This is a genomic window from Arthrobacter sp. P1_B3 (genome assembly GCF_056406615.1).
The window spans coordinates 16,083-36,967 of sequence record NZ_JBFTZV010000014.1 but is presented as its reverse complement, the minus strand read 5'-3'; the positions used below and the strand labels follow the sequence as shown (position 1 = coordinate 36,967).

19 protein-coding genes and 2 pseudogenes are annotated in these 20,885 nt (G+C 65.2%); 16 read left to right on the top strand and 5 right to left on the bottom strand.

Annotation, left to right across the window (positions count from 1 at the left end; all coding sequences use genetic code 11):
- Nucleotide 1: 1 nt before the first annotated feature.
- The 3 genes from AC1D2F_RS14985 to AC1D2F_RS14975 are packed head-to-tail and all read right to left on the bottom strand — an operon-like array spanning nucleotide 2 to nucleotide 3,030.
- Complete coding sequence (locus AC1D2F_RS14985) at nucleotides 2-1,045, bottom strand: cyclase family protein (RefSeq protein WP_229992055.1); 1,044 nt, start codon at nucleotides 1,043-1,045, stop codon at nucleotides 2-4.
- A complete protein-coding gene (locus tag AC1D2F_RS14980) occupies nucleotides 1,042-2,004 on the bottom strand; it encodes a fumarylacetoacetate hydrolase family protein (RefSeq protein ID WP_229992054.1) in 963 nt (320 codons plus the stop codon). Before AC1D2F_RS14980 ends, AC1D2F_RS14985 begins: the two co-directional genes overlap by 4 nt.
- Nucleotides 2,005-2,010: 6 nt before the next feature.
- On the bottom strand, nucleotides 2,011-3,030 hold the full coding sequence (locus AC1D2F_RS14975) for a VOC family protein (RefSeq protein WP_476967040.1): 1,020 nt from the start codon (nucleotides 3,028-3,030) through the stop codon (nucleotides 2,011-2,013).
- 357 nt (nucleotides 3,031-3,387) lie between these two features.
- Between AC1D2F_RS14975 and AC1D2F_RS14970 the strand changes: the two genes are divergently transcribed.
- The 11 genes and pseudogenes from AC1D2F_RS14970 to AC1D2F_RS14920 all read left to right on the top strand — a co-directional run bounded on the left by AC1D2F_RS14970 (nucleotide 3,388) and on the right by AC1D2F_RS14920 (nucleotide 14,893).
- Entirely contained in the window at nucleotides 3,388-4,290 is a 903-nt protein-coding gene (locus tag AC1D2F_RS14970; RefSeq protein WP_476967039.1) for a LysR family transcriptional regulator, read from the top strand.
- 171 nt (nucleotides 4,291-4,461) lie between these two features.
- Nucleotides 4,462-5,877: an MFS transporter gene (locus tag AC1D2F_RS14965; RefSeq protein ID WP_476967038.1), complete on the top strand. Its 1,416-nt coding sequence runs from the start codon at nucleotides 4,462-4,464 to the stop codon at nucleotides 5,875-5,877.
- Entirely contained in the window at nucleotides 5,874-6,782 is a 909-nt protein-coding gene (locus AC1D2F_RS14960; protein ID WP_476967037.1) for a shikimate dehydrogenase, read from the top strand. The genes AC1D2F_RS14965 and AC1D2F_RS14960 overlap by 4 nt, the downstream gene beginning before the upstream one ends.
- A gap of 2 nt (nucleotides 6,783-6,784) precedes the next feature.
- Nucleotides 6,785-7,525: an SDR family NAD(P)-dependent oxidoreductase gene (locus AC1D2F_RS14955; RefSeq protein ID WP_229992049.1), complete on the top strand. Its 741-nt coding sequence runs from the start codon at nucleotides 6,785-6,787 to the stop codon at nucleotides 7,523-7,525.
- A 68-nt stretch (nucleotides 7,526-7,593) separates the two neighbouring features.
- Nucleotides 7,594-8,718, top strand: coding sequence for a Gfo/Idh/MocA family protein (locus tag AC1D2F_RS14950; protein ID WP_476967036.1), 1,125 nt, complete (start codon nucleotides 7,594-7,596; stop codon nucleotides 8,716-8,718).
- 9 nt (nucleotides 8,719-8,727) lie between these two features.
- Entirely contained in the window at nucleotides 8,728-10,794 is a 2,067-nt protein-coding gene (locus AC1D2F_RS14945; RefSeq protein ID WP_476967035.1) for an FAD-dependent oxidoreductase, read from the top strand.
- Nucleotides 10,791-11,660, top strand: coding sequence for a sugar phosphate isomerase/epimerase family protein (locus AC1D2F_RS14940; protein ID WP_476967034.1), 870 nt, complete (start codon nucleotides 10,791-10,793; stop codon nucleotides 11,658-11,660). Before AC1D2F_RS14945 ends, AC1D2F_RS14940 begins: the two co-directional genes overlap by 4 nt.
- Nucleotides 11,661-11,665: 5 nt before the next feature.
- Nucleotides 11,666-12,496, top strand: coding sequence for an aldo/keto reductase (locus AC1D2F_RS14935; RefSeq protein ID WP_476967033.1), 831 nt, complete (start codon nucleotides 11,666-11,668; stop codon nucleotides 12,494-12,496).
- Between the two features lie 13 nt (nucleotides 12,497-12,509).
- Nucleotides 12,510-14,303: an FAD-dependent oxidoreductase gene (locus AC1D2F_RS14930; RefSeq protein ID WP_476967032.1), complete on the top strand. Its 1,794-nt coding sequence runs from the start codon at nucleotides 12,510-12,512 to the stop codon at nucleotides 14,301-14,303.
- Between the two features lie 6 nt (nucleotides 14,304-14,309).
- Nucleotides 14,310-14,396: pseudogene (locus tag AC1D2F_RS14925) on the top strand (short-chain dehydrogenase); the annotation flags it as partial.
- A gap of 191 nt (nucleotides 14,397-14,587) precedes the next feature.
- Nucleotides 14,588-14,893: a hypothetical protein gene (locus tag AC1D2F_RS14920; RefSeq protein WP_364744404.1), complete on the top strand. Its 306-nt coding sequence runs from the start codon at nucleotides 14,588-14,590 to the stop codon at nucleotides 14,891-14,893.
- Between the two features lie 164 nt (nucleotides 14,894-15,057).
- On the opposite strand, the gene AC1D2F_RS14915 is transcribed toward AC1D2F_RS14920, so the two are convergent.
- Entirely contained in the window at nucleotides 15,058-15,897 is an 840-nt protein-coding gene (locus tag AC1D2F_RS14915; protein ID WP_229992042.1) for a hypothetical protein, read from the bottom strand.
- A gap of 290 nt (nucleotides 15,898-16,187) precedes the next feature.
- Here AC1D2F_RS14915 and AC1D2F_RS14910 point away from each other — a divergent pair, with 290 nt between their 5' ends.
- The 5 genes from AC1D2F_RS14910 (at nucleotide 16,188) to AC1D2F_RS14890 (ending at nucleotide 20,405) form a co-directional block, all read left to right on the top strand.
- Entirely contained in the window at nucleotides 16,188-17,072 is an 885-nt protein-coding gene (locus AC1D2F_RS14910; RefSeq protein ID WP_229992041.1) for a potassium channel family protein, read from the top strand.
- 163 nt (nucleotides 17,073-17,235) lie between these two features.
- On the top strand, nucleotides 17,236-18,087 hold the full coding sequence (locus AC1D2F_RS14905) for a phosphatidylinositol-specific phospholipase C/glycerophosphodiester phosphodiesterase family protein (RefSeq protein ID WP_476967031.1): 852 nt from the start codon (nucleotides 17,236-17,238) through the stop codon (nucleotides 18,085-18,087).
- Nucleotides 18,088-18,333: 246 nt separating this feature from the next.
- A complete protein-coding gene (locus AC1D2F_RS14900) occupies nucleotides 18,334-19,104 on the top strand; it encodes a GOLPH3/VPS74 family protein (protein ID WP_476967030.1) in 771 nt (256 codons plus the stop codon).
- 143 nt (nucleotides 19,105-19,247) lie between these two features.
- Nucleotides 19,248-19,817 carry a DM13 domain-containing protein gene (locus AC1D2F_RS14895; RefSeq protein ID WP_476967029.1) on the top strand — a complete coding sequence of 190 codons (570 nt, stop codon included), beginning with the start codon at nucleotides 19,248-19,250 and terminating at the stop codon, nucleotides 19,815-19,817.
- Nucleotides 19,818-19,925: 108 nt separating this feature from the next.
- Nucleotides 19,926-20,405 carry a hypothetical protein gene (locus AC1D2F_RS14890; protein ID WP_229992037.1) on the top strand — a complete coding sequence of 160 codons (480 nt, stop codon included), beginning with the start codon at nucleotides 19,926-19,928 and terminating at the stop codon, nucleotides 20,403-20,405.
- Nucleotides 20,406-20,679: 274 nt separating this feature from the next.
- Here AC1D2F_RS14890 and AC1D2F_RS14885 read toward each other — a convergent pair.
- Nucleotides 20,680-20,802 (bottom strand): annotated as a pseudogene (locus tag AC1D2F_RS14885) (glycoside hydrolase family 3 C-terminal domain-containing protein); the annotation flags it as partial.
- Between the last annotated feature and the right edge of the window lie 83 nt (nucleotides 20,803-20,885).

Here is a 20,885-nt window from a genome sequence, read left to right as displayed (position 1 = left end):
ATTACCGGAGGGCGATCGGGTTGACGGGCGATCCGACGGCGCCGGTAATGGGCAGGGGCGCCGCGGTGAGCAGGAAGTCGTACCTGCCGTCTGCCGCGCAAGCCTCCGCGAGGCCGTCCGGGTCCCACATTTCGCCCAGGAACAGCCCGAGGTTGGGGATGGCGATCTGGTGGAGGGGCTGGAAGGCGCCTTCGAACTCGTTTGGCCGGACCTCGAAACCCCAGGTGTCCGTGGCGATCCCCGCGATTTCACTGCGGTGAAGCCATGGTGCGGTGCTGAAGGACAGCCCCGGGGCTGAGCCGCCGGCGTAGTCGCCCCAGCCGTCGCGGCGGACCCGGGTGTACTGGCCGGTGCGGATCACCACGATGTCGCCCCGGCCCACCGTCGAGCTGGGCCCCTGCAGGTCGATGGTCCGCTGGAGGTGTTCGGGGGTGATGGCGAAACCGTCCGGCAGCTCGCCGTCGTTCCTTCCCAGTTCGGGTCCGAGCGCGCGGCCGACGTCCAGCAGGACGCCGCGGGTGACGATCTTGGCCGCAGCGGTTTCGATGCCGGTCACCAGATCACCTTCAGAGGTGACCACGTCCCCTGCCGCCCGGCCGTTCCAGGCCTTGCCCTGGTCGAAGATGTGGCCGAGGCCGTCCCACTGGGTGGAGCACTGCAGCGGCATGGCAATGACGTCGTCCGCACCGCCGAAGCCGTGCGGGAAGCCCTGGTTGCCCCGTTCTGCGTCCACGCCGGTGTCGGTCATGGTGTGGACAGGGTTGGTGCGGCGCCGCCAGCCCTTCTGCGGTCCGTTGGTATCGAACGGCTGGGACAGCGAGAAGGCCTCGCCCGTCTTCACAAGGGCTGCTGCTTCGATGCGCTTGGCCGCATCGATGAAGTTCAAGGTTCCCAGAACGTCATCGTCACCCCAACGGCCCCAGTTGTTGTGGGCCTCGGCCATAGCGCGGATGCTGCCGAGCGGATCGTCACGCCGGATGACCGGGGAATCGGTGGCTGATTCCCCGGTGCCGGTGGTGATTGGTGCTGTGTCCTGGCTGGTCACTGCTGGCTGCCTTCAGTTACAACTTCGTCCTTGCAGTGGATGAGCTGGGTGCCCAGGCCCGTAATAGTGCCCTCCATGACGTCGCCGTCCTGGAGCAGCCGTCCCCAGTGCTGTCCGTTGCCGGCGGGGCTTCCGGTGAGCACCAGGTCTCCCGGGCGCAGCGGCATGATCTGGGAGGCCTCGCTGATCAGCTTGGCGACACCGAAAATCATGTCCTGCGTGGACTCGTCCTGCATTGCCTTGCCGTTGAGCTTCAGCGTGACCTGGACGTCCTGCGGGTCGCCGAAGAACTTGGCGGGTACCAGCAGCGGTCCGGTGGGCAGGAAGCCGGGGGCGTTCTTGGCGCGGTACCAGTCCGAGCCGATCGCCGGCATGTCCTTGCGGAACACGTACTCACGGGTTGTGATGTCGTTGACCATGGTGTAGCCGAAGACGTAGTCCAGGGCTTCCTCGGGGGTGACCCGGAACGCCGTCCTGCCGATCACAGCCGCCAGTTCCAGCTCCCAATCATGGGACTTGGAGTAGGCAGGCAGGGTGAGGTCGTCCGTTGCTGAGGCGATCGCCGTCGGGAGCCCGATGAAGAAGTACGGCGTGCCCTGGCCTGCGCGCTTGTCCATCATCGCGGCGGTCCGGTCCCGGACTTCGTCCTCGTCCTGGCCGGGTTCGCGGTGGGCTGCAGCGAGGTCGATGACGTGCTTGCGGTAGTTGGCGCCGGTCTGAAGGACCTGGACAGGCTCTACCGGGGCGAGGACCTCGATGTCGGCCATCGCCAGGCCGGTGTCCTCGCCGGCCGATGCGGCGATGGCGTCCAGCTGGCTCTCGGTGGTGTCCCAGTGCTCGATCAGGGCGTTGATCTCCCCATCCAGCGGCAGGACGCGGTCGCCGACCAGCAGGCCCGTGCGGGCCTTGCTGTCACCGATCTCCTGGAACCGGATGAGTGCATATTGTGTTTCGGCCATGGTGTCCTAGCCCCGTCCCTGCTTGGCGTAGGGGTTCAGGAGGGCTTCCTTCATTTCGGGGGAGGCGCCTTCTTCGGTGGCGGTAAAGCCTTCCGCGGGAGGGAAGGATTCGGTCATGGAGTGCGGCATGGCGCCGTTCTTGTAGAAGTTGTTGGAGCCTTCGGAGGGCTTCCAGGTGTTGGCTTCCCAGTCCGGGACATAGTTGCGGTATCCGCCGGAGTTGAGCTCGACGCGCAGGCCTGACGGGTCGCGGAAGTAGAGGAAGTTTTGCTCGCCCACGCCGTGGATGGAGGGGCCGTATTCCATCGGAGTGCCGTTTTCCATCATGACGTCCGCGGTGCGGAGCAGATCCTCGGTGGCGTCCACCCAGAAGGCGATGTGGTTGACGCGTCCCGCGCGGCTGGAGGTGTCCAGGACCACGCCCAGGTCGTGGGACTTTTCGTTGGTGGTCAGCACGGAGAAGACGGTGATAGGGGCTTCGTCCAAGTCCACGAATGCCATGACCCGGAATCCCAACGCTTCGTTGTACCACTTGGCGAAACCTCGGACATCGGAGGAGGCCACGGTGACGTGGTCCAGGAAGCGGGGCGCTGCGGCGTGGCTGCTGCGGCGCTCCGGCCGGTCCGGGTAGGTGGATTCAAAACCGGGCTCAGCCACGAACTTCTCAACGTCGAAGAAGAGGCGCACGGGGTGGCCATAGGGGCCGGTGAATTCGTAGGCCTTGCCGAATCCGTGGCCGCCGGCGGTCCAGCTGCCCTGGACACCGGTTGCTTCGACGCGCTGGGCTGCGGCTTCCAGGGCGGCCTGGGAGTTGGCGCGCCAGGCCATCCGGCCCAGGGAAGCTTCCGGACCTTCGGTGAGGACCAGGCTGTAGCGGTAGTAGTCACCCCAGCAGCGCAGGTAGACGTTGCCGTCCACCCGGTCGATGATGCGCATGCCGAACTTTTCCTCGTAGAACCGTGCCGAGGCTTCGACGTCGGGGGTGGTGATCTCGAGGTGGGCAAGATGGGAGAGGGGAGTTTCCACGTTGAATTCCTTCTAAGTACTGATTGCCTTGAGTGGGGTCGCTGCAGGTCTAGTAACCAGACTGAGGCAAAAGAGGTATTCGGTGAAGAGGCGTTTCCTGATGCCACCTATTTGTATGGCAGATACCTGGCCTGAGTGGTCGATCCGCGCGCAATGCCGTACCCGCTGCTCCGGCTTCTGAACCAGTGTCGGGTTCCTAGCCCGCCGCGGGCGCGGTGCGGGTGGTTGTGCCGGGGCCCGCGGGCGCCGGGAGGGTGCCGGCGTTTCTGCCAACTCGTGAGTAGATTCCTCCGGCCACCTGGAAGCCCAAGCCCCCTTGTCGGTTCGATGTTCGGGTAAAGGGTACATTCTGAAGACATGACAGAGATCCGCTGGCTGGAAGCGTTCGTTGCCGTGGCCGAAGAACTGCACTTCGGCCGTGCTGCGCAGCGCCTGCACACTTCACAGTCCCCACTGAGCCAGACGATCCGGAAGCTTGAGGCGGATCTGGGGAAGCGGCTCTTTGAGCGCAACACGCGAAGCGTGGCCCTCACGCCGGCGGGGTATGCCCTCCTGCCGCGCGCGTACCGTGTGCTTCGCGAGATGCGGCTGGCCCGCGAGGCGGCCCAGGCGGAGATTGAGGGCGTCCGGGGCAACATCAGGATCGGATTCTCCGGAGCTGTGAACCACCTGACCCTCCCACCGCTCACGCGCGCTGTGCGCCGGCGTTACCCGGACATCAAAATGGACCTCACCAGCGGTGTGCGCACGGCTGACGGATTGGCCAGCGTCGCGAAGGGCACGCTGGACTTGGCCTTCGTGGGCCGTCCCGAAACCCCGGTCCCCTCGGTGATGACGCGCTTGGTCGCAAGCGAGGAAGTCGGTGCGGTACTGCCGCTGGATCATCCGCTGGCACAGGAAAAATCCATACCGTTGCAGGCTCTGGCGGCTGATGACTTCATCTCGCCGCCACTGGACGGCTCGTCCTCCATGACCGAAGTGATGCTCGCATCCTGCATGGCAGCCGGTTTCCGCCCTCACATTGTCCAGGAGTTATCGGACCCCTACATGGTGCTGACCTTCGTGGCCGCCGGTGTGGGAGTCACCCTCATGAGCAGCGGGATAGCCGGGATCATACCCTCCGGCGCAACGTACGTGGCCCTGGACCACCCGCAGCACTTCATGAATCACGCCATCGCGTGGTCCGAGGAAAATGACTCCGCCGTGCTGGCGGCTGTGCTCGCCGTCGTCGAAGAGATCTTTCCTGAGATCCCCTACTGACCCCACCTCATCAAGTCGAATTGCAACATAGTGATAGATCATTTTAGTCGTGGACTAACTAAGTGATCGCAGCCACACTGGATGGAGAAGCCGCATAGCGCGGCACACCGTTTTCGCAGCGGGCCTATACCAAGAGCCCCGGGGACGGTCCCGTTACCTGAAGGGAACACCATGTCAGTGTCGACATTGGCGCCAGCACGCCCCAAGAACAATGCGAAGATCGCAGCGGTTTCGGGGTTCGTGGGCAGCGCCCTTGAGTACTACGACTTCTTTATCTTCGGCTCGGCGGCCGCCCTGATTTTCGGCAAACTGTTCTTCGCCCCTGGCCCTTCCGCGATGCTGCTGTCCTTCGCAACCGTCGGCGTTGCTTACGTCGCCCGTCCGCTGGGGGCAGTGATCTGCGGACACCTCGGCGACAAATTCGGCCGCAAGAAGGTCCTGCTGCTCACCCTGCTGCTGATGGGCGCATCAACATTCCTCATCGGCTGCCTGCCCACGTACAACGACATTGGAATGGCAGCGCCGGTCCTCATCGTGGCTCTCCGGCTTCTGCAGGGCCTCTCCGCCGGCGGCGAATCGCCGGGGTCAAGCTCCCTGACGCTCGAGCACGCACCTGACAAGAAGCGAGCCTTCTACACCAGCTGGACGATGAGCGGCATCATGTTCGGCATCGTGCTCTCCACGCTAGTGTTCATTCCCGTGGCATCCATGCCCGAGGAACAGCTGCTTGCCTGGGGCTGGCGCATCCCGTTCCTCGCCAGCGCCGTAGTGACCGTCATCGCCTTTGTGCTTCGGCGCCTCCTGGAAGAGCCCCCGGTATTCGCGGAAGTCAAAGCGCACGACGACGTGGTCAAGGTTCCACTCGTCACCCTGTTCCGGCACCACTGGGCCACCGTTCTCCGTGTCACCGCCATGTCGCTGTTTACCATCATCAACACCATCATCAACGTCTTTGCGTTGTCCTACGCCACGTCCGTCGTCGGCGTTGAAAAGGGCCTGATGCTGACAGTCATCGCAGTCGCCAACCTCGCCGCCGTCGCCATGGGCCCATTGGCCGGCATCCTCTCGGACCGGATCGGCCGCAAACCCGTCTTCGTCACCGGTCTGGTGCTGCAGATGGCGATGATCTTCGTGTTCTTCTCGGCCCTGTCGGCGGCGAATGTTCCTCTGATCTTTGTCACCGGCATCCTCCTGATCGGTTTCGCCTACACCGCCACAAACTCCATCTACCCCGCGTACTTCCCGGAGCAGTTCCCAGTCAAGGTCCGCTACTCCGGTATGGCCATCAGCCTCATGTTCGGACTCCTCCTGGCAGGATTCGCGCCGGTCATTTCCGAGCTGCTGATCGGTGGCAACAAAGCCAACTGGGTTCCTGTCGCAACGTTCGCCGCCGTGGCCTGCGCCATCTCCGCCATCGCAGCGCTGCTGGCACCCGAGACGTTCAAGACTCCGACGGCCCTGCTCGGACTGAAGAAATCCGACCCGAGGCTCTACACAGCGTCGTCCGTCACCCCGGAGCCGGCAACGCGGCAGTCCCGTGCGGCCGACGACGCTTCCGGCGCGGTTGCCGATACGGCACGGGCATGAGCCAGCAGACCCTGGCGGGCACCTGGGCCGTCCGGCCGCGGGAAGCCGATATGTGCCATCGGTTCGTGGTGGGCTTGCTCGGCTCCGGTATCGGCGGATCGCTCACCCCGGGCCTCCACGAGGCCGAAGCCGACAGGCTGGGCCTTGCCTACACCTACCGCGTCATCGATCTGGACTCCATCGGACACCCTGCAGAACGGTCCGCGGCCCTGGTGCGGCATGCAGCTGATCTCGGATTCGACGGACTGAACGTCACCCACCCGAGCAAGCAACTCGTGCAGGACGGCCTGGATGAGCTTTCGCCCGATGCCCGGATTCTGGGTGCCGTCAACACCATCACCTTTCACGACGGCAAGGCCGTGGGCCACAACACGGACCACACCGGATTCATCGGCGGCCTCCGGGCCGGCCTCCCGTCGGCCGTGACCGACTCGGTGGTGCAGCTCGGAGCGGGAGGAGCCGGCGCGGCAGTGGCCTTCGGGCTCCTCAGCGCCGGAACCCGGCGCCTGGTCATCGCCGACATCGAACCTGCCCGGGCCGAGGCCCTCGCCGCCCGGCTTGCCCCGCACTTTCCGAAAAGCCACCTGTCAGTGACCCGGACGGATGCTGTCGCCGGAAGCATCCGGGAGGCAGATGGGCTTGTGAACTCAACACCCATCGGCATGACGGGCCACCCCGGTGTGCCCGTGGATCCCGAGCTGATCCACTCCGGGCTTTGGGTAGCGGACGTGATCTACCGGCCGCTCGAAACCGAACTGATCAAGGCAGCGCGGGGCAAGGGCTGCGCCGTACTCGACGGCGGACGCATGGTCGTGGGTCAGGCCGCCGCCGCCTTCGAGCTCTTCACCGGCATCAGCGCCGACGCCGACAGCATGCTGGCCACGTTTCGACAGGCGGTCAGCTAGCCATGGATCCTCAAACACCCAGCACTATCGCCGAGTCCCGTTGCCTCGTGGTCGGGGCGGCCAGCGGCATCGGGCGGGCGACGGCGGCACGCCTTAGGGCGTCCGGCGCCACGGTGGTCGGAGCGGACCTGCCCTCGGCCGCGTGGCCCGATGAACCAGGCACCTCAGCACTCGCCATGGACGTCACCGACCCGGCATCCGTTGTTGCGGCCGTCTCGGCGGCGGCCTTGGAGATGGGAGGGCTCCACGCGGTCGTGAACTGCGCGGGCATCCTGGGGCCCGTGGCCCCGGCAGCCGCCACATCGGTCGAAGACTTCGAACGCATCATGAAGATCAACCTGACAGGGGCATTCATTCTCTCGCAGGCCGTCCTGCCGCGAATGGCTGAGGCAGGCTATGGGCGGCTGCTCCATATCTCCTCGACGGCGGGCAAGGAAGGCGTGGTCAATATGCCCGCCTATTCTGCCAGCAAGGCCGGGATTCTAGGCCTGGTCAAGTCACTCGCCAAGGAGTTCGCGCTTTCCGGCGTCACCGTCAATGCCCTCGCCCCGGGCAATGTAGTGACCCCGCTTTTCGCGGAAGTGCCGGCGGAACAGCAGGCGGCCCAGGCCGCCAAAATCCCCATGGGCAGGTTCGGGACCCCCGCCGAAGCGGCCTCCCTCATCGAATTCATCGTTTCGCCGGCGGCCTCCTACACCACCGGCTCCGTTTTCGATCTGTCCGGCGGCCGGGCCACGTACTAGCCCGGCCCCAGCCTCCTGCCGGACCGCACCACATTTTCCTACCAGCACCAGAAAGATGGCACCTGTTGATGATCACCCCATCACCTGTCACCGCCCGCCCCCTTCGCATCGGAATTGCAGGGTGCGGGGCGATCTCCCGCAACCATCTGGAGGCGTTCCGTGCCCTTGACGACGTGGCCATCGTGGGTGTCTGCGACATCGACCTCCAGCGCGCCCAAGACACCGCCGAAGCATGGGGGATCCCTGCAGCGGTCAACACAGTCGAGGAACTCTTGGGCCTGGACCTGGACATCGTCTCGGTCTGCACCCCACACCCCACCCACCAGGATGTGGTGCTGCAGGCCGCTGCGGCAGGAGTCCACGTGCTCTGTGAAAAGCCCATCGCCACTGACTTGGCGTCCGCAGAACGCATGGTGAAGGCCTGCGACGATGCCGGTGTGAAGCTGGGTGTGCTCTTCCAGCGCCGGTTCTGGCCGGCAGCCCAGCGCATCCGCGCAGCGATCGACGACGGCACACTCGGCCGGCCCATCATGGGCCAATGCTCGGTGATGCTTCACCGCGATCCGGAGTACTATTCCCGCGACGCTTGGCGCGGGACGTGGGCCAACGACGGCGGCGGGGTGCTGATGACCCAGGCCATCCACTACATCGACCTGCTGCAGTGGTTTATGGGAGACGTGGCCGAGGTCTACGGCAAAATCAACACCTACTTCCACGGCGAACACATCGAAGTGGAAGACTCAGCGACCGCCGTCATCACCTTCACTTCCGGCGCCATGGCCACGCTCGAAGCGTCGACGGCGGTGTCCCCGAGCCTGGGCGTGCAGATCCGGGTCACGGGCGAGACCGGCGCCTCCGCCTCCCTGACCGAATTCCCGGAAGGCAGCGACGGACGCGTGGACCTGTGGGCCGTGTCCGGAACGATCAGCACCGATCCTGTTTACCCGAACGGTGTTGACCCGAACGTCAGCCTCACGACGATTAATGGCCAGCTCATCCCGCACCACACCGCGCAGGTCCGCAATTTTGTCCGGAGCCTTCGCGGAGGCGGTGAACCGGCGATCACCGGCCACGACGCGACGAAGGCCTTGCGGATACTGCTGGCAATTTACGAATCGTCCCGGACAGGCAATCCAATCCGCTTCGCCCCGCTGCCTGAAAGCACACGACCCCTCGCACCGATTGCGGGTTAAGGAACAGCAATGGAAAAGAACACACGCTACGCCGCCCGCCCCCTGACACTGGGCCGCAATGGCCGCACCCCGAAAACCCTTCGCAACCGGCTCGCCTCCGCACCGATGGAGCGCAACTACGGCACCACGGACGGTTACATCACGGAGCAGTACATCGACTACCTGGTCACCCGTGCCAAGGCCGGACTGGGCATGGTGACCACAGAGGCCACCTATGTCCGCGCCGACGGCAAGGGCCGCACCCACCAGCTGGGCCTGCACACAGATGAGATGATCCCCGGCCTGCGCAGGCTCACCGACGCCCTGCACGCGGAAGGCGCGCTGGCCGCCGTCGAAATTAACCACGGCGGCCGCACCGCCCAGTCCGCCCTCTCCGGGTACAAAAACGTGGCGCCATCACCGGTGGCGTGCGAGGTGGCGGGCGGCGAAGTTCCCCGTGAACTCACCGTCGAGGAATGCCACGAACTGGTGGAAGCCTACGCCCAAGCTGCCCGCCGCGCGGTGAAGGCCGGTTTCGATGTCATCAACATTCACGGCGCCCACGGCTACCTGATCCACCAGTTCATGTCACCGATCTCCAACCACCGCACGGACGAGTTCGCCGCACCCGAACACTTCCTGAACCTGGTCATCGACACCGTGCGGGCAGCGGTCCCGGACACCCTCGTGGGTATGCGTGTGTCCGTAGTTGAAGGTCCTGCAGACGGCATCTCCGCCGAACAGCAGGTGGCCATCATTGCGAACGCGCACCTGGAGCACCTGGATTTCCTGGACATCTCCGCCGGCAGCTACGAGGCCGGCGAATGGATCGTGCAGTCAGGCGAATGGAAGCCGGGCATCCTCGCCGACTACGCCAAGGCGTACCGGCAGTTCGGCCTGCCGCTTGGCCTGGCCGGCCGGCTGAACTCGCCGGAAATCATCGAGCAGGTCCTCTCCGAGAGGACCTGCGACTTCGTCAGCCTGGCCCGGGCCATCCATGCTGACCCGACGTTTGTGGGCGGCGTCCTGCGTGATGAGCGCTACCGCCCCTGCATCGCCTGCAACGTCTGCATCGACAACCTGGGCCTGGGTCAGGTGACCTGCACAGTCAACCCCGCGGTGGGACGCTCCCGCGTCCCGGTCCCCACACCAGCCGTCCGCGAAGGGTCCCGCGTTGTGGTGGTGGGCGCGGGTCCCGCGGGCCTCACCGCCGCCCGCGAGCTTGCCGAAGCCGGGGCGAAAGTGACCGTACTCGACGATGGCCCCCGCGCCGGCGGCCAGTTCGCCCTCGCGGAACGGATGAAGTCCACCCCGGACTTCCACCGGTTCGCCGAATGGTCTGCCGGGGAGAACGCGCGGCTTGGCATCGAGGTCCGGCTGGGTTCGCGCGTGGACACTGACCACCTCGACGGCCTTGTCCGCGACACCGCGGCAGACGCCATCGTGCTGGCAACCGGCGGGCTCGCGCCCGCCGCCGGGTTCATTGGCGAAGAGAGCGCCAGCGTCCTGGATGTGCGCGAATGGCTCACCGCCCACCCCGAGGTCATCGACCCTGACGCGCCGCATCCCGTCATTCCGGATGCCGTGACGATCTGGGGTGCGGACTCCGTTGCCATGAGCGTGGCGGACACGCTGGCTGGCCGGGGGACTGCCGTGCTGCTCATCGGACCGCAGGCAGCCCTTGCCCCCGAGTCCGGCCGCCGCGCCAAAATCCTGGCCGTGCCCCGGCTCGAAGCCAACCCGCGGGTGCGGATCCGGCTCGGTGCGACCATCGAGGAATACGACGGCGGCCGGATCCGGATCAGCGGTCCGGGCGTTGCCTCTGGAGGCGAGTGGCTGGAGGCGCCGGGACCGCTCCTGGTTTCGCGCTCCGTGGTTCCCCTGGACGGCTCTGTCCCAGCGGACATTCGCGACGCCGAACTGAGCTGCGAGGCCGGAGTGCCGGTGACACTGGCCGGGACAGTGGTGGACCAGACGCCCGCCATCGCCTCCAACGCAGTGAAGAGCGGCTACGACGCAGCACAGCGGATCGCCTCTCTTCTGAGAGCCGGGGCTGCCGCCAACAATGAACTTAGCCTGAACGGAGCACAGTCATGACCGGAAACGCGCACAGGTCCGTCGGCCTGGCACAGCTTTCGCTGCTGAACACCGCGCCGCCTGAACTGGTGGGGGTCGCTGCCCAGGCAGGCTTTGATTTCATTGGCGTCCGGGTGCGCCCGGTGACGCCCGTGGAACGGCCGTACAACCTCCAGCCGGGGTCTTCACTTTTACGGGAGACCCTCACACGGATACGGGACACGGGCGTCACGGTCCGGGACATCGAATTCCTGCTGCTGGATGGCAGCGACCAGCGTGAAGCATGGCTGCGCATGATGGAAGCGGGCCAGGCACTGGGGGCGAGTTCCCTCACAGTCGCAGGAGCCGATCCGGACAGCTCCCGGCTGGTCCACACGTTGGCCCGGATGACCGAGGACGGGCACGGTTTCGGGATCACCCCCACCCTTGAAGCGATTTCCTATCAGCCTGTTGCTTCGATGGCCCAGGCTGCGGACATTGCCCGGCAGGCCGGCTGCCGCCTCGTGGTGGACACCCTTCATTTCAACCGCTTCAACGGTGACGGCGCTGCCGGCCAGTGGGCCGCACTGCATGCCAACGCAGATTTGGTACCGCTGCTCCAGCTGTGCGACGGGCCCGCGGAACGGCCAGCCGGCCGCGAGGCACTTGTGGTCGAATCCCGGTCGGAGCGGGAGGTGCCCGGCGAGGGTGAGTTCAGGCTTGCGGAGGCGGTGGCCGCTTTGCCGGACGGGCTTCCGGTCAGTGCGGAGACGCCGTCGGACCGGCGGGTGGCTGAACTCGGCGAGCTTGGGTGGGCGCGCCTGCTCAAAACAGGGGTGGACGCCGTGTTGGCAACGGCCGGAATTGACCAGACAACAGCAAATCTCCAAGGGACGGGAACCAGATGAGCGGCATGACAAAAGAGATCACGAAAGCAGAAGTCACTCCCGGCGTGCACATCCCGCTCATCGGCCTGGGAACCTGGCCCCTGACGGGTGAGGATGCCGCAGCGGCGGTGCACCAGGCCATCAGCAGTGGCTACCGGCACATCGACACGGCCGAGAACTACGCCAACGAGGCCGCCGTGGGGGAGGGGATCCGCCGCAACGGAATTGATCGAGGGGACCTTTTCCTCACTACCAAGTTCAACACCCAGTGGCACAGCCGCAACGGAGTGCGCGATGCCTTCGGCGAGGCGGTGAAGCGGCTCGGAACCGACTACTTGGACCTGTTCCTGGTTCACTGGCCCAACCCCTCCCAGGGGAGGTTCGTTGAAGCCTGCGAAGGACTGCAGGACCTGGTCAAGGACGGCTCAATCCGGGCCTGGGGCGTGTCAAATTTCAAACCCGCGCACCTACGGCTGGTCCAGGACGCAGGCCTGGCCGTGCCGCTGAACCAGGTCCAGGTTGATCCTGAGCACGGCCAACCAGGTCAGCTTGAGTTTCACCGGGAACATGGGATCCTGACCGCCGCCTACAGCCCTTTGGGCCGTAACGGGAGCTTTCTTGAGCAGGCCGCCGTGCGCAGCCCTGCCACGGAACTCGGCAGGACCCCGGCCCAGATCGTCCTGCGCTGGCATGTGCAGCACGGCCGTGTGGCTGTGCCGAAGTCCGCGGACAATCAACGCCAACGGGAGAACCTGGACGTCTTCAGTTTCGCCCTGACCCAGCAGCAAATGGCCGCGATTGACGCACTCGAAACCGGTGCGCCGCCGCGCCTGGACTCCGACACCTACTTCCACTGAGAAAGCACTGAAAATGACGGCACCCGTAATTTCTTCATCTGCCCTCCCGAGCCTGGACTGCGATGTCCTAGTGATCGGCTCCGGCGCCGGCGGCCTCTCCTCGGCAGTTTCCGCTGCCTACCACGGACTGAAAGTTGTGGTCGTTGAAAAGGCCGACGTCTGTGGCGGTGCCACGTCCTGGTCCGGCGGCTGGGCCTGGACCCCCGGCAACCCGCTGGCCAAAGCCGATGGGGTCAACGAGGACCGCGAACTCTTCCGCACCTACCTGCGCCACCGGCTCGGCAGGAACTATCAGGAAGACAGGGTGGAGGCGTTCCTCGAGGCGGTACCTCACATGGTGGGCTTTTTCCAGGACAAAACCAGCCTGCAGTTTGTGCCGGGAGCCAAGATCAAGGACATCTACGGCAGCACCCCTGGTGCAGGCACAGGGCACCGCTCAGTAGGACCAAAGCCGCTGAACGCCCGCCGGATCAAGCCCGAACTGCGCGCCAAGATGCGCCACCAGCTCTATGAGACCTCGTTTCTGGGCATGGGCATCATGGCAGGTCCGGACCTGACAAAGTTCCTTTCCGCCTCCCAAGGAAACATCCGGGGCATTTTCCACGCAGCCTGGCGGGTGGGCTTGCACCTCCTGGACCTCCTCACGCACCGCCGCAACATGCAGTTGGTCAACGGGACCGCGCTCACCGGCCGGCTGCTGAAGTCCGCCGATGACCTCGGCGTGGAGATCCGCGTCTCCACGCCGGCCAGGTACCTGCTCACCGACGGGTCCGGCAAGGTGACGGGCGCCGTCGTGACTTCCCCGGAAGGCGAACTGCAGATCAACGCCTCCCGCGGCGTCGTGCTGGCTTGCGGCGGGTTCCCCCATGACGTCTCCCGCCGGAAGGAGCTGTTCCCCAAGACGCCCACCGGACGCGAGCACTGGACACTTGCGCCGAAGGAAACCACCGGCGACGGTATCACCATGGCCCAGGCCGTGGGCGCCCGCTTCGAGACCGATGTGGAGTCTCCGGCCGCCTGGTGCCCGGTCTCGCTGGTCCCGTACCGCAACGGACGTACCGGAACGTTCCCCCACATCATGGACCGCGCCAAGCCCGGCAGCATCGGCGTCCGCCGGGACGGCAAGCGGTTTGTCAACGAGGCCAACGGCTATTACGACTACGTCGAAGGCCTGATCAACGCCACACCCGAGGGTGAACCGGTGGAGGCCTGGCAGGTCGCTGACGCAGCGTTCGTGCGCAAGTTCCCGTTGGGTATGGCCAAGCCGCTGCCCGTGCCGCTGTTCCCCTACCTGCGATCCGGCTACCTCAAGAAGGGGAACACCCTCGAGGAACTCGCGGCAGCCTGCGGCATCGATCCGCAAGGGCTCGCCGCGACCGTCGCGGAATTCAATGACAACGCCCGCAAGGGCATTGACCCCGACTTCGATCGCGGCGCCAGTGAATTCAACCGCTATGGCGGGGACCCCAAGAACACCCCCAATGCCTCGCTGCGCCCCCTGGACAAGGGGCCGTTCTACGCCGTCAGGATTGTCCCGGGATCGTTCGGTACCTTCGCCGGACTCGCGGCCGATTCGCGTGCACGGGTTCTGGACAACCATGGCCAACCCATCGGCGGCCTTTACGTCGCGGGCAATGACCAGGCCTCAGTCATGGGCGGGCACTACCCGGCCGGGGGCATCAACCTCGGCCCAGCACTGACCTTCGGCTACATCGCCGGGCGCGACCTCGCCAACGCCACACACTACGAGGACGACGGAGTTGCAGCTCCGGAATCCATGAGCGGGGACGCCGTTACCGCGGATTGACTGGCGCAGCTTGCCGCCTCCGTCACCTTCCTGCCCAGCGACGACGGCACCAACATCAACGGCGCCATCCTCGCGTCCGACGGCGGCTGGTCCGCGCTTTGGGGGAGCGGCACCATAACGCCAGCGGACGACGGCGGGAAGTCCCGCCGTCGTCCGCTTAGGGGCCCGGATACACGCGTCAGGAGGGCAGCGCGGCACCGGATCGAGGCCGCCCTCCGGCCCTACCGGGATGACGCTGGACGGCCTATCGTGGTCCCTGCCACAGCCCGAGGGAAGGAACGACGATGTTCACGCTGCAGATTAGCTATCCGGTCCGGGACTACGAGGCTTTCAAGAAAGTGTTCGACACGGATCCCGCAGGCCGCGCCGCCTCCGGCGCCCGGTCTGTCCGCTTGTTCCGGGATACCGAGGACCAGAACAGCGTGGCCGTGCTCCTTGACTTCGACACCAAGGACGCCGCGACCGGCTTTCTGGAACGGCTGCGCAGCCAGGTATGGGACAAACCCGAGGTGATAGGGCAGCTCATGACGGCAGCGCCGACAGCCAGGATTCTGGAGGAGGTGGCCCGCGAGGGCCAGGGCGCGGGCTGACCGCTGAGAATCCGGTGGTCCTCGTCGGATGAGTCAGCCGCCACCACACAGCCGCCCCGGCCCACCATCACTGACAGGTTAGGCGCCCCGGTGAGGCGGACCGGTGGCCGCGCAGTGCCGATGAAGAGGCGCTTCCTATCGTGCCTGCATCCGTATCTTCGCCATCACGGTGCGGGCTGCTCGGCCGATCCCGAATCCGAGAGCACCTCGGGCGGCGACGTCTGCTCGGTCGCGGGGGCAGGCTCCGGGCTCTGGACGGTTTCGGGGGCGGGGTCCGCCGCGGGGGTGTCGCTTGATGTGTCGGCTGCCGGCTCTCCAGTCCCGGCCGAGCCGCTGTCCGCGCCACTGGGGCTACCGTCCGTCGTCAGGCCCGGTTCGTTGTTAGCGCCTTCCTCGACTTTCCCAGGTACTTCCTCGACTGGCCCAGGCACTTCCGCCACGTCCTTCGTCGAGGCGTCCGTCTCGTCCGGGACCGTCGGGTTGCCGCCCAATGCTGTGCCCAGCGTCGTCGTGGGCCCGGTCGCACCGCCGTCGATGCTCGACGTCGACGAGACAAGGCTGGAGATGGGCTTATTGGTTCCGAATTCGACTGCAGTGACACCGACCATCGCGATCACGAATGCGGCCGCACTGACCGCCCCGAGCTTGATCCAGGTCTTCGGTGTCAACTGCCACCTCGCGCGTTTGGCTCGAGGTCCGTCGCTCTCGGCCGGCGCGCTGGGGGCCAGCGCGTCGCCGTCGTCAGCGGGCAGACCGCCCCTGCGTCGCTGAGGGATTTTCGTCAATGCCACGGCGGCGGCCGAACTGAGTGTTCGGGCATAGAGAGCGGCGCCCACCGTGGCAACGATAGAGCCGAGTGCGGCGCCGATAAGGGTCCCGGCAACGCCTAGAAAGGACCCCACCAAGGCAGAGGTCACCGCTGCCAAAGCCGAGCCAATAGTCTGGGTGCCGCTTAGTCCGAGGAACTGTTTCGGCTTGTCTTCAGTAGTGGAGTCTGCAGGCATATTCAAACACATTTCAGTCAGATTATGTTACGAACAGATAACTTTACCTCACCGCGGCCGGCTCCCGGCTGCGCCCGTATTGGTTTGAGGCGGTTCTCACAGGCCAGAGGACGGCCTTCCTGCTCAGCGACGACGGGACCAACATCAACGGCGCGTCCTTGCCTCCGACGGCGGCTGGTCGGCGCTGTAGGGGAGCGGCAGCAGGTCAATACCGACTTATTCTGACTTGCGCGGCCACGGTCTCGCGCCGGGTGCCGTAACGCGAGGGCTTCGGACCCTTAAGCTGAAGCATGGATTTCACCGACGCACTCTGGATCATGGCCGGGGCAGGCCTGATTCTGCTGATGGTCACGGATGTCTTCCACACACTCCTGTATCCGCGCGGGACAGGCCCGGTCTGCAAGGCGATAATCCGGGGACTCTGGCTGTTAACCAATAAAGTCCGGGGACGGGCATCGACAATCGCAGCCCCTCTCGCCATGGCTGCCGTGATCGGTGCCTGGGCCGCCCTGGCTATTCTGGGCTGGGCTCTGGTGTATTTCCCGTTTCTGCCTGCAGGATTCGTGTACGGAGACGGGGTGGCGCAGCACGGCGATTTCACTGAAGCCCTCTACATCTCGATGGTCGCCCTCTCTACAGTCGGCTACGGTGACATCGTGCCGGCACTGCCTCTGCTTAGGCTGGTCGCGGCCGCCGAGGCCGTGGCCGGTTTTGGGCTTCTAACCGCTACGGTGTCCTGGATACTGCAGACCTACCCTGCCCTTAGCCGTCGCCGGGCTTTGGCCCACCGGCTGAGCCAGTTCAGGGAAGCGGCCGGGGCCGAAGGTCTCTCGTCGCTGACTCCGGCACATGCTGCGGTGTTGCTCGAATCCCTGGCCGGAAACGTGGCATCGGTGAGCATAGACCTGCTGTCCTTCCATGAAACCTACTACTTCCACGAAGCAGAGCGCAGGGGGTCGCTGCCGGCCACCGTGACGTATGCACAGCACCTGGCTACTGAAGCCCGGGACCATGACAACGCAGAACTCCGCTTCGCCGGACGGATGCTATACGCAGCGCTGGAGGATCTCGCCGAGGTTCTCCGCGGGAACTTCGGGCATGAGGGGAGTACCTCTTCTGCCGTGTTCCACAGCTATCAACTGCACCACCGGCACCGTAAGGCCGACCCTGAATAAGTTGGATTCCAAACGGCTCAGCGTGGCCGTTCACTGCTGTTTACCGGCCCTCCACCGCGTGGCCCTTCCCTGTTAGTGCGGATCGGGGAGCCTGTTTGAGGCATCGGCGCGCCTGATCGGTCGAGCTGAACCATGCCCCCTGAACCGCACCAAGGAGAACCCCGTGCTTATCAAAAGTGCTGTCGCCGCGCTCTTGGCCCTCACGTCCCTGACCGGAATCGCCGTCCCCTCGTCTGCCGCAACCTCATCCCGGGATGTTGTGCTGGACCAGCCGCTGCTGGAGGCCCATGCGCACAACGACTACGAGCACGGCCGTCCGCTGTTTGACGCCTTGGAGCATGGGTTCACCAGCGTCGAGGCGGACGTTTGGCTAGTTGACGGAGAACTTCTGGTCGCACACGACCGGGAGAACGCGCAGCCTGGAAAGACCCTGGCGAGCCTGTACCTGGATCCGTTGGACAACCTTGTCCAGCAGGAAGGCCACAGCGTCTATCCTGGCTGGGACGGCAGCCTGCAGCTGCTGATAGACATCAAGAGCGACGGCGAGAGCACCTACGCTGCGATCGAGCAGGAACTGAGCAAGCACCCGGCTCTCATGACCCGTTACAGCAAGGGCAAAGTCAGCACGGGCGCGGTGACCGCCGTGATCAGCGGCAACAGGCCGCTGATGACCATGCAGGCGGAAGACAAACGCTACGGGTTCTTCGACGGACGCTCAGCCGACCTTGCTTCCGGGATGCCGTCAACGCTCATGCCGCTGGTCAGTGACAACTGGACAAAGCTGTTCACGTGGCAGGGTGTTGGCCCGATGCCCGAGGCGGAACGCGCCAAACTCCACGCCTATGTCGCGGACGCACACGCCAAGGGACACCGGGTCCGCTTCTGGGCGACTCCGGACCAGCCGGGCGAGGCACGTGAAGCTCTTTGGACCGAGCTTCACCGGGCGGGTGTTGACCACGTCAACACTGACGACCTCGCAGCACTCGAAAGGTTCCTCAAAGCCCAGCAGCCGTAGGACCAAGGTCCACTAGGTCCAGCAGAGTTTCGGAATGTAGCAGCGGCTGCACCCGATTTCGCAAGTGTGTACGCCGCTGCCCCCGGCAGCCGAGAGCGGCCGACGGCGGGAGGTCCCGCCGTCGTCCGCTCACTGGGGCCGGAAACTGTTGGAGGCGGTTGGCCAGGGGCAGGGCGACGTAGACGCCGACGTGGATGCTTGTAAATCATCATTGTGGCGGCTGCCCAACCGCGCCACCATGTTCGTATGAACGCTGAAACGCCGAAGGTGGCGGAGCTGAACCTTCCCCAGGCCTTCCTCCTTCTCGCAACGAACGACCAAGACGGCAAACCTTCGGTGCCGATGTACGCACTCAGGACCACGATGGCAGGGGCGATATTGGCCGAGCTGGACCTGATCGGTGCAATCGGGCTGCAGGGGAAGCACGTCAGGGCTACCGGCACCTCCCCGCAAACGGACCTCCAGCACGAACTGGAACTCATCCGTGGAAAATCGCGGCCCCACACTCCCAAGCGGTGGGTCTCCATGCTGGAGGGCCGCGCCGAAGTGCAGCGTGTCTACGAGGGCATGGCGGCACTGGGCATCGTGGAACACGTCGGCGAAAAACACCTGGGTCTGTTCCGGACCGTGCGGTACCCGGAGAAGGACCACGCTCCGGAGGCGGCGCTCCTGAAAACGATCCAGGCTGCACTCGGCGGTGCGCCGGCTGATGCCGAGGCGCCTGATGCCACTGCTGAGGCTGAGGCGCCTGTTATCACGACTGAGGCTGGGGCGTCTGATTCCACCCCGACTGACGCCTCGGCGACCGAGGCCGCGACGCCTGATGTCAAGGCACCCGATGCCAGGACCACAGCGCTGATCGCCCTGCTTCAGGCTGCCGGGCTGCTCGGCAAGCTCGTACCGGCAGCAGATAAAATCCGGGCAAGTGAGCTGGCGAAGGGCTATTGGCCTTCCCATGCGGTGGAGGACGAACTGCGCATGATCAGACTGGCGGAGGAAGAAGAACCAGGCATATGAGGCTGCCTGAAATCGCTGGGCACGGAGTCGGCGGTCTGCGTGGACTCCAGGAGCCCGCCGCCCGCAACGATAAGCACGCGGACGATGGTTTCATGAGCGCAGAAAACTTCGGACCTGGTCTTTTCACTACCGGGGAATGCTAGATGTCCACAGTGAAGTCCGGTTGGCGCAAGCGGGTCTGGGTCATCGCCGCGGCGGCGGTTGCCGTTGTTGTGCTGGCTATCGGACTGGCGGTGTTCAAACCCTGGCTTCTGTTTGTCGACGTCCGGGTGGATGAAGAGATCCCGTTCGTTGCCGCCTCCGCGGAGCAGGCTGAACCATCCGGGTCCAGTACTGCCGAGATGCCCTCCGGCCCGGTCCAGCTCGCTGAAGGTTCGTTCATCAGCCATGAACATACGACGACCGGAGCCGTTCGGATCATTGAACAGCCGGACGGCTCGCGCGTGCTTGCATTGGAGAGTCTGTACACCTCCAACGGGCCGGATGTGCACGTCTGGCTGAGCGCCGCAGACGTGGTGGAGGGACCGGGCGGGTGGTTCACCGCTGGCTCCGCCGACCACGTTGACCTCGGCTTAATCAAGGGAAACCAAGGCAACCAAGTGTACAAAATCTCCGATGACGTTGATCTGTCCAAGTACAAGTCCGTCGATCTATGGTGCGTTCAATTCGCGGTGTCATTCGGAGCGGCTCAACTCACATCCCGAGACAAATGAGGCAACGAATCCGGCCACGCGGACCTTCCCATGAGTCAACGACGGGGCCTTTTTCGATGGCGCCGGCCGCCGTAGGCTATGGGCATTCATCACACCGAGGAGGCACCGATGCGCACGGCAAAACCCACGGCCCAGGCCGATCAGGTCCGCCATCTTTCAGAGAACCTCATTTCTCAGCTCACCAAGGGGAAGGAGTGGGCCACTCCCGAGGTCGAGGCGGCATTGCAAAAAGTGGTCGAGGGGCTTGATGCCGGGATTGAATCCGCGTCCCCGAGGATCCAGGCCGGTCTGCGGCGGCTCGCTGACGAACTCGCCGGCGGAGTGGAAACTCTGGTTCCCCGTGTCCACGAAGGTCTGAAGCGGGTCGCACCTAATGTTGCCCCGGCGCCGGCTAAGTCAAGGCGGACAGCGTCCGGGAAAGCCTGGTTGATCGCCGGGGCGGTGGCCGTCGCGGTGACCGTGGGACTCGCGGCCTGGCACTTTTTTCGGCCGGCCCATGAGGAACCGGTCCCCGCCGTGAATGCGCAGCGTACCAGCGGCGCGAACCCCGAGGCGGACACCACCCCACCACCCGAGGACCGGACCTGAGGCGATCAAGACTCCGGGCCTGTTAGCCCAAGAGCATGAATATCGACCGGGTGTGATCTGTTAAGACGCCACGTACGGCGACGACGTCATCGCTTAGTAGTGATTTCATGTTCTTACTGTGCGTTGCGGAGTTGGCATTTCTAATGCCGCGCCGATAGTTGCGGACCTGGGTTTCCGCCGCCGGTCGGCGCTGTAAAAGTGCGGCACTAAACGCAAGCGGACGACGCCGGCGCGTGCCGCCGTCGTCCGCTCGGTAGGTATCTACTTCTCAAACGCCGGCGTGGCGGGCGAAGGAGATCGGGAGACGCCCGGTGGGGTCGACCAGGCCGAGGACAAGTTCGGCGATGGCCCGGCCGCCCTGCATGCCGGGGCTGAACGCTTCGATGATGGCGGCGGCTGACTGGCCCCGTTCCGCGCCGTAGAAACGCAGACGGACGACGGCGGGACGTCCCGCCGTCGACCGTCTGCAGGACTGGTTGT

What these genes read in the sequence shown, in the direction of transcription:
- AC1D2F_RS14980 (WP_229992054.1), bottom strand. Translation starts at nt 2,004, where the DNA reads ATGGCCGAAACACAATATGCACTCATCCGGTTCCAGGAGATCGGTGAC.
- AC1D2F_RS14970 (WP_476967039.1), top strand. Translation starts at nt 3,388, where the DNA reads ATGACAGAGATCCGCTGGCTGGAAGCGTTCGTTGCCGTGGCCGAAGAA.
- AC1D2F_RS14965 (WP_476967038.1), top strand. Translation starts at nt 4,462, where the DNA reads ATGTCAGTGTCGACATTGGCGCCAGCACGCCCCAAGAACAATGCGAAG.
- AC1D2F_RS14960 (WP_476967037.1), top strand. Translation starts at nt 5,874, where the DNA reads ATGAGCCAGCAGACCCTGGCGGGCACCTGGGCCGTCCGGCCGCGGGAA.
- AC1D2F_RS14955 (WP_229992049.1), top strand. Translation starts at nt 6,785, where the DNA reads ATGGATCCTCAAACACCCAGCACTATCGCCGAGTCCCGTTGCCTCGTG.
- AC1D2F_RS14950 (WP_476967036.1), top strand. Translation starts at nt 7,594, where the DNA reads ATGATCACCCCATCACCTGTCACCGCCCGCCCCCTTCGCATCGGAATT.
- AC1D2F_RS14945 (WP_476967035.1), top strand. Translation starts at nt 8,728, where the DNA reads ATGGAAAAGAACACACGCTACGCCGCCCGCCCCCTGACACTGGGCCGC.
- AC1D2F_RS14940 (WP_476967034.1), top strand. Translation starts at nt 10,791, where the DNA reads ATGACCGGAAACGCGCACAGGTCCGTCGGCCTGGCACAGCTTTCGCTG.
- AC1D2F_RS14935 (WP_476967033.1), top strand. Translation starts at nt 11,666, where the DNA reads ATGACAAAAGAGATCACGAAAGCAGAAGTCACTCCCGGCGTGCACATC.
- AC1D2F_RS14930 (WP_476967032.1), top strand. Translation starts at nt 12,510, where the DNA reads ATGACGGCACCCGTAATTTCTTCATCTGCCCTCCCGAGCCTGGACTGC.
- AC1D2F_RS14920 (WP_364744404.1), top strand. Translation starts at nt 14,588, where the DNA reads ATGTTCACGCTGCAGATTAGCTATCCGGTCCGGGACTACGAGGCTTTC.
- AC1D2F_RS14915 (WP_229992042.1), bottom strand. Translation starts at nt 15,897, where the DNA reads ATGCCTGCAGACTCCACTACTGAAGACAAGCCGAAACAGTTCCTCGGA.
- AC1D2F_RS14910 (WP_229992041.1), top strand. Translation starts at nt 16,188, where the DNA reads ATGGATTTCACCGACGCACTCTGGATCATGGCCGGGGCAGGCCTGATT.
- AC1D2F_RS14900 (WP_476967030.1), top strand. Translation starts at nt 18,334, where the DNA reads ATGAACGCTGAAACGCCGAAGGTGGCGGAGCTGAACCTTCCCCAGGCC.
- AC1D2F_RS14895 (WP_476967029.1), top strand. Translation starts at nt 19,248, where the DNA reads ATGTCCACAGTGAAGTCCGGTTGGCGCAAGCGGGTCTGGGTCATCGCC.
- AC1D2F_RS14890 (WP_229992037.1), top strand. Translation starts at nt 19,926, where the DNA reads ATGCGCACGGCAAAACCCACGGCCCAGGCCGATCAGGTCCGCCATCTT.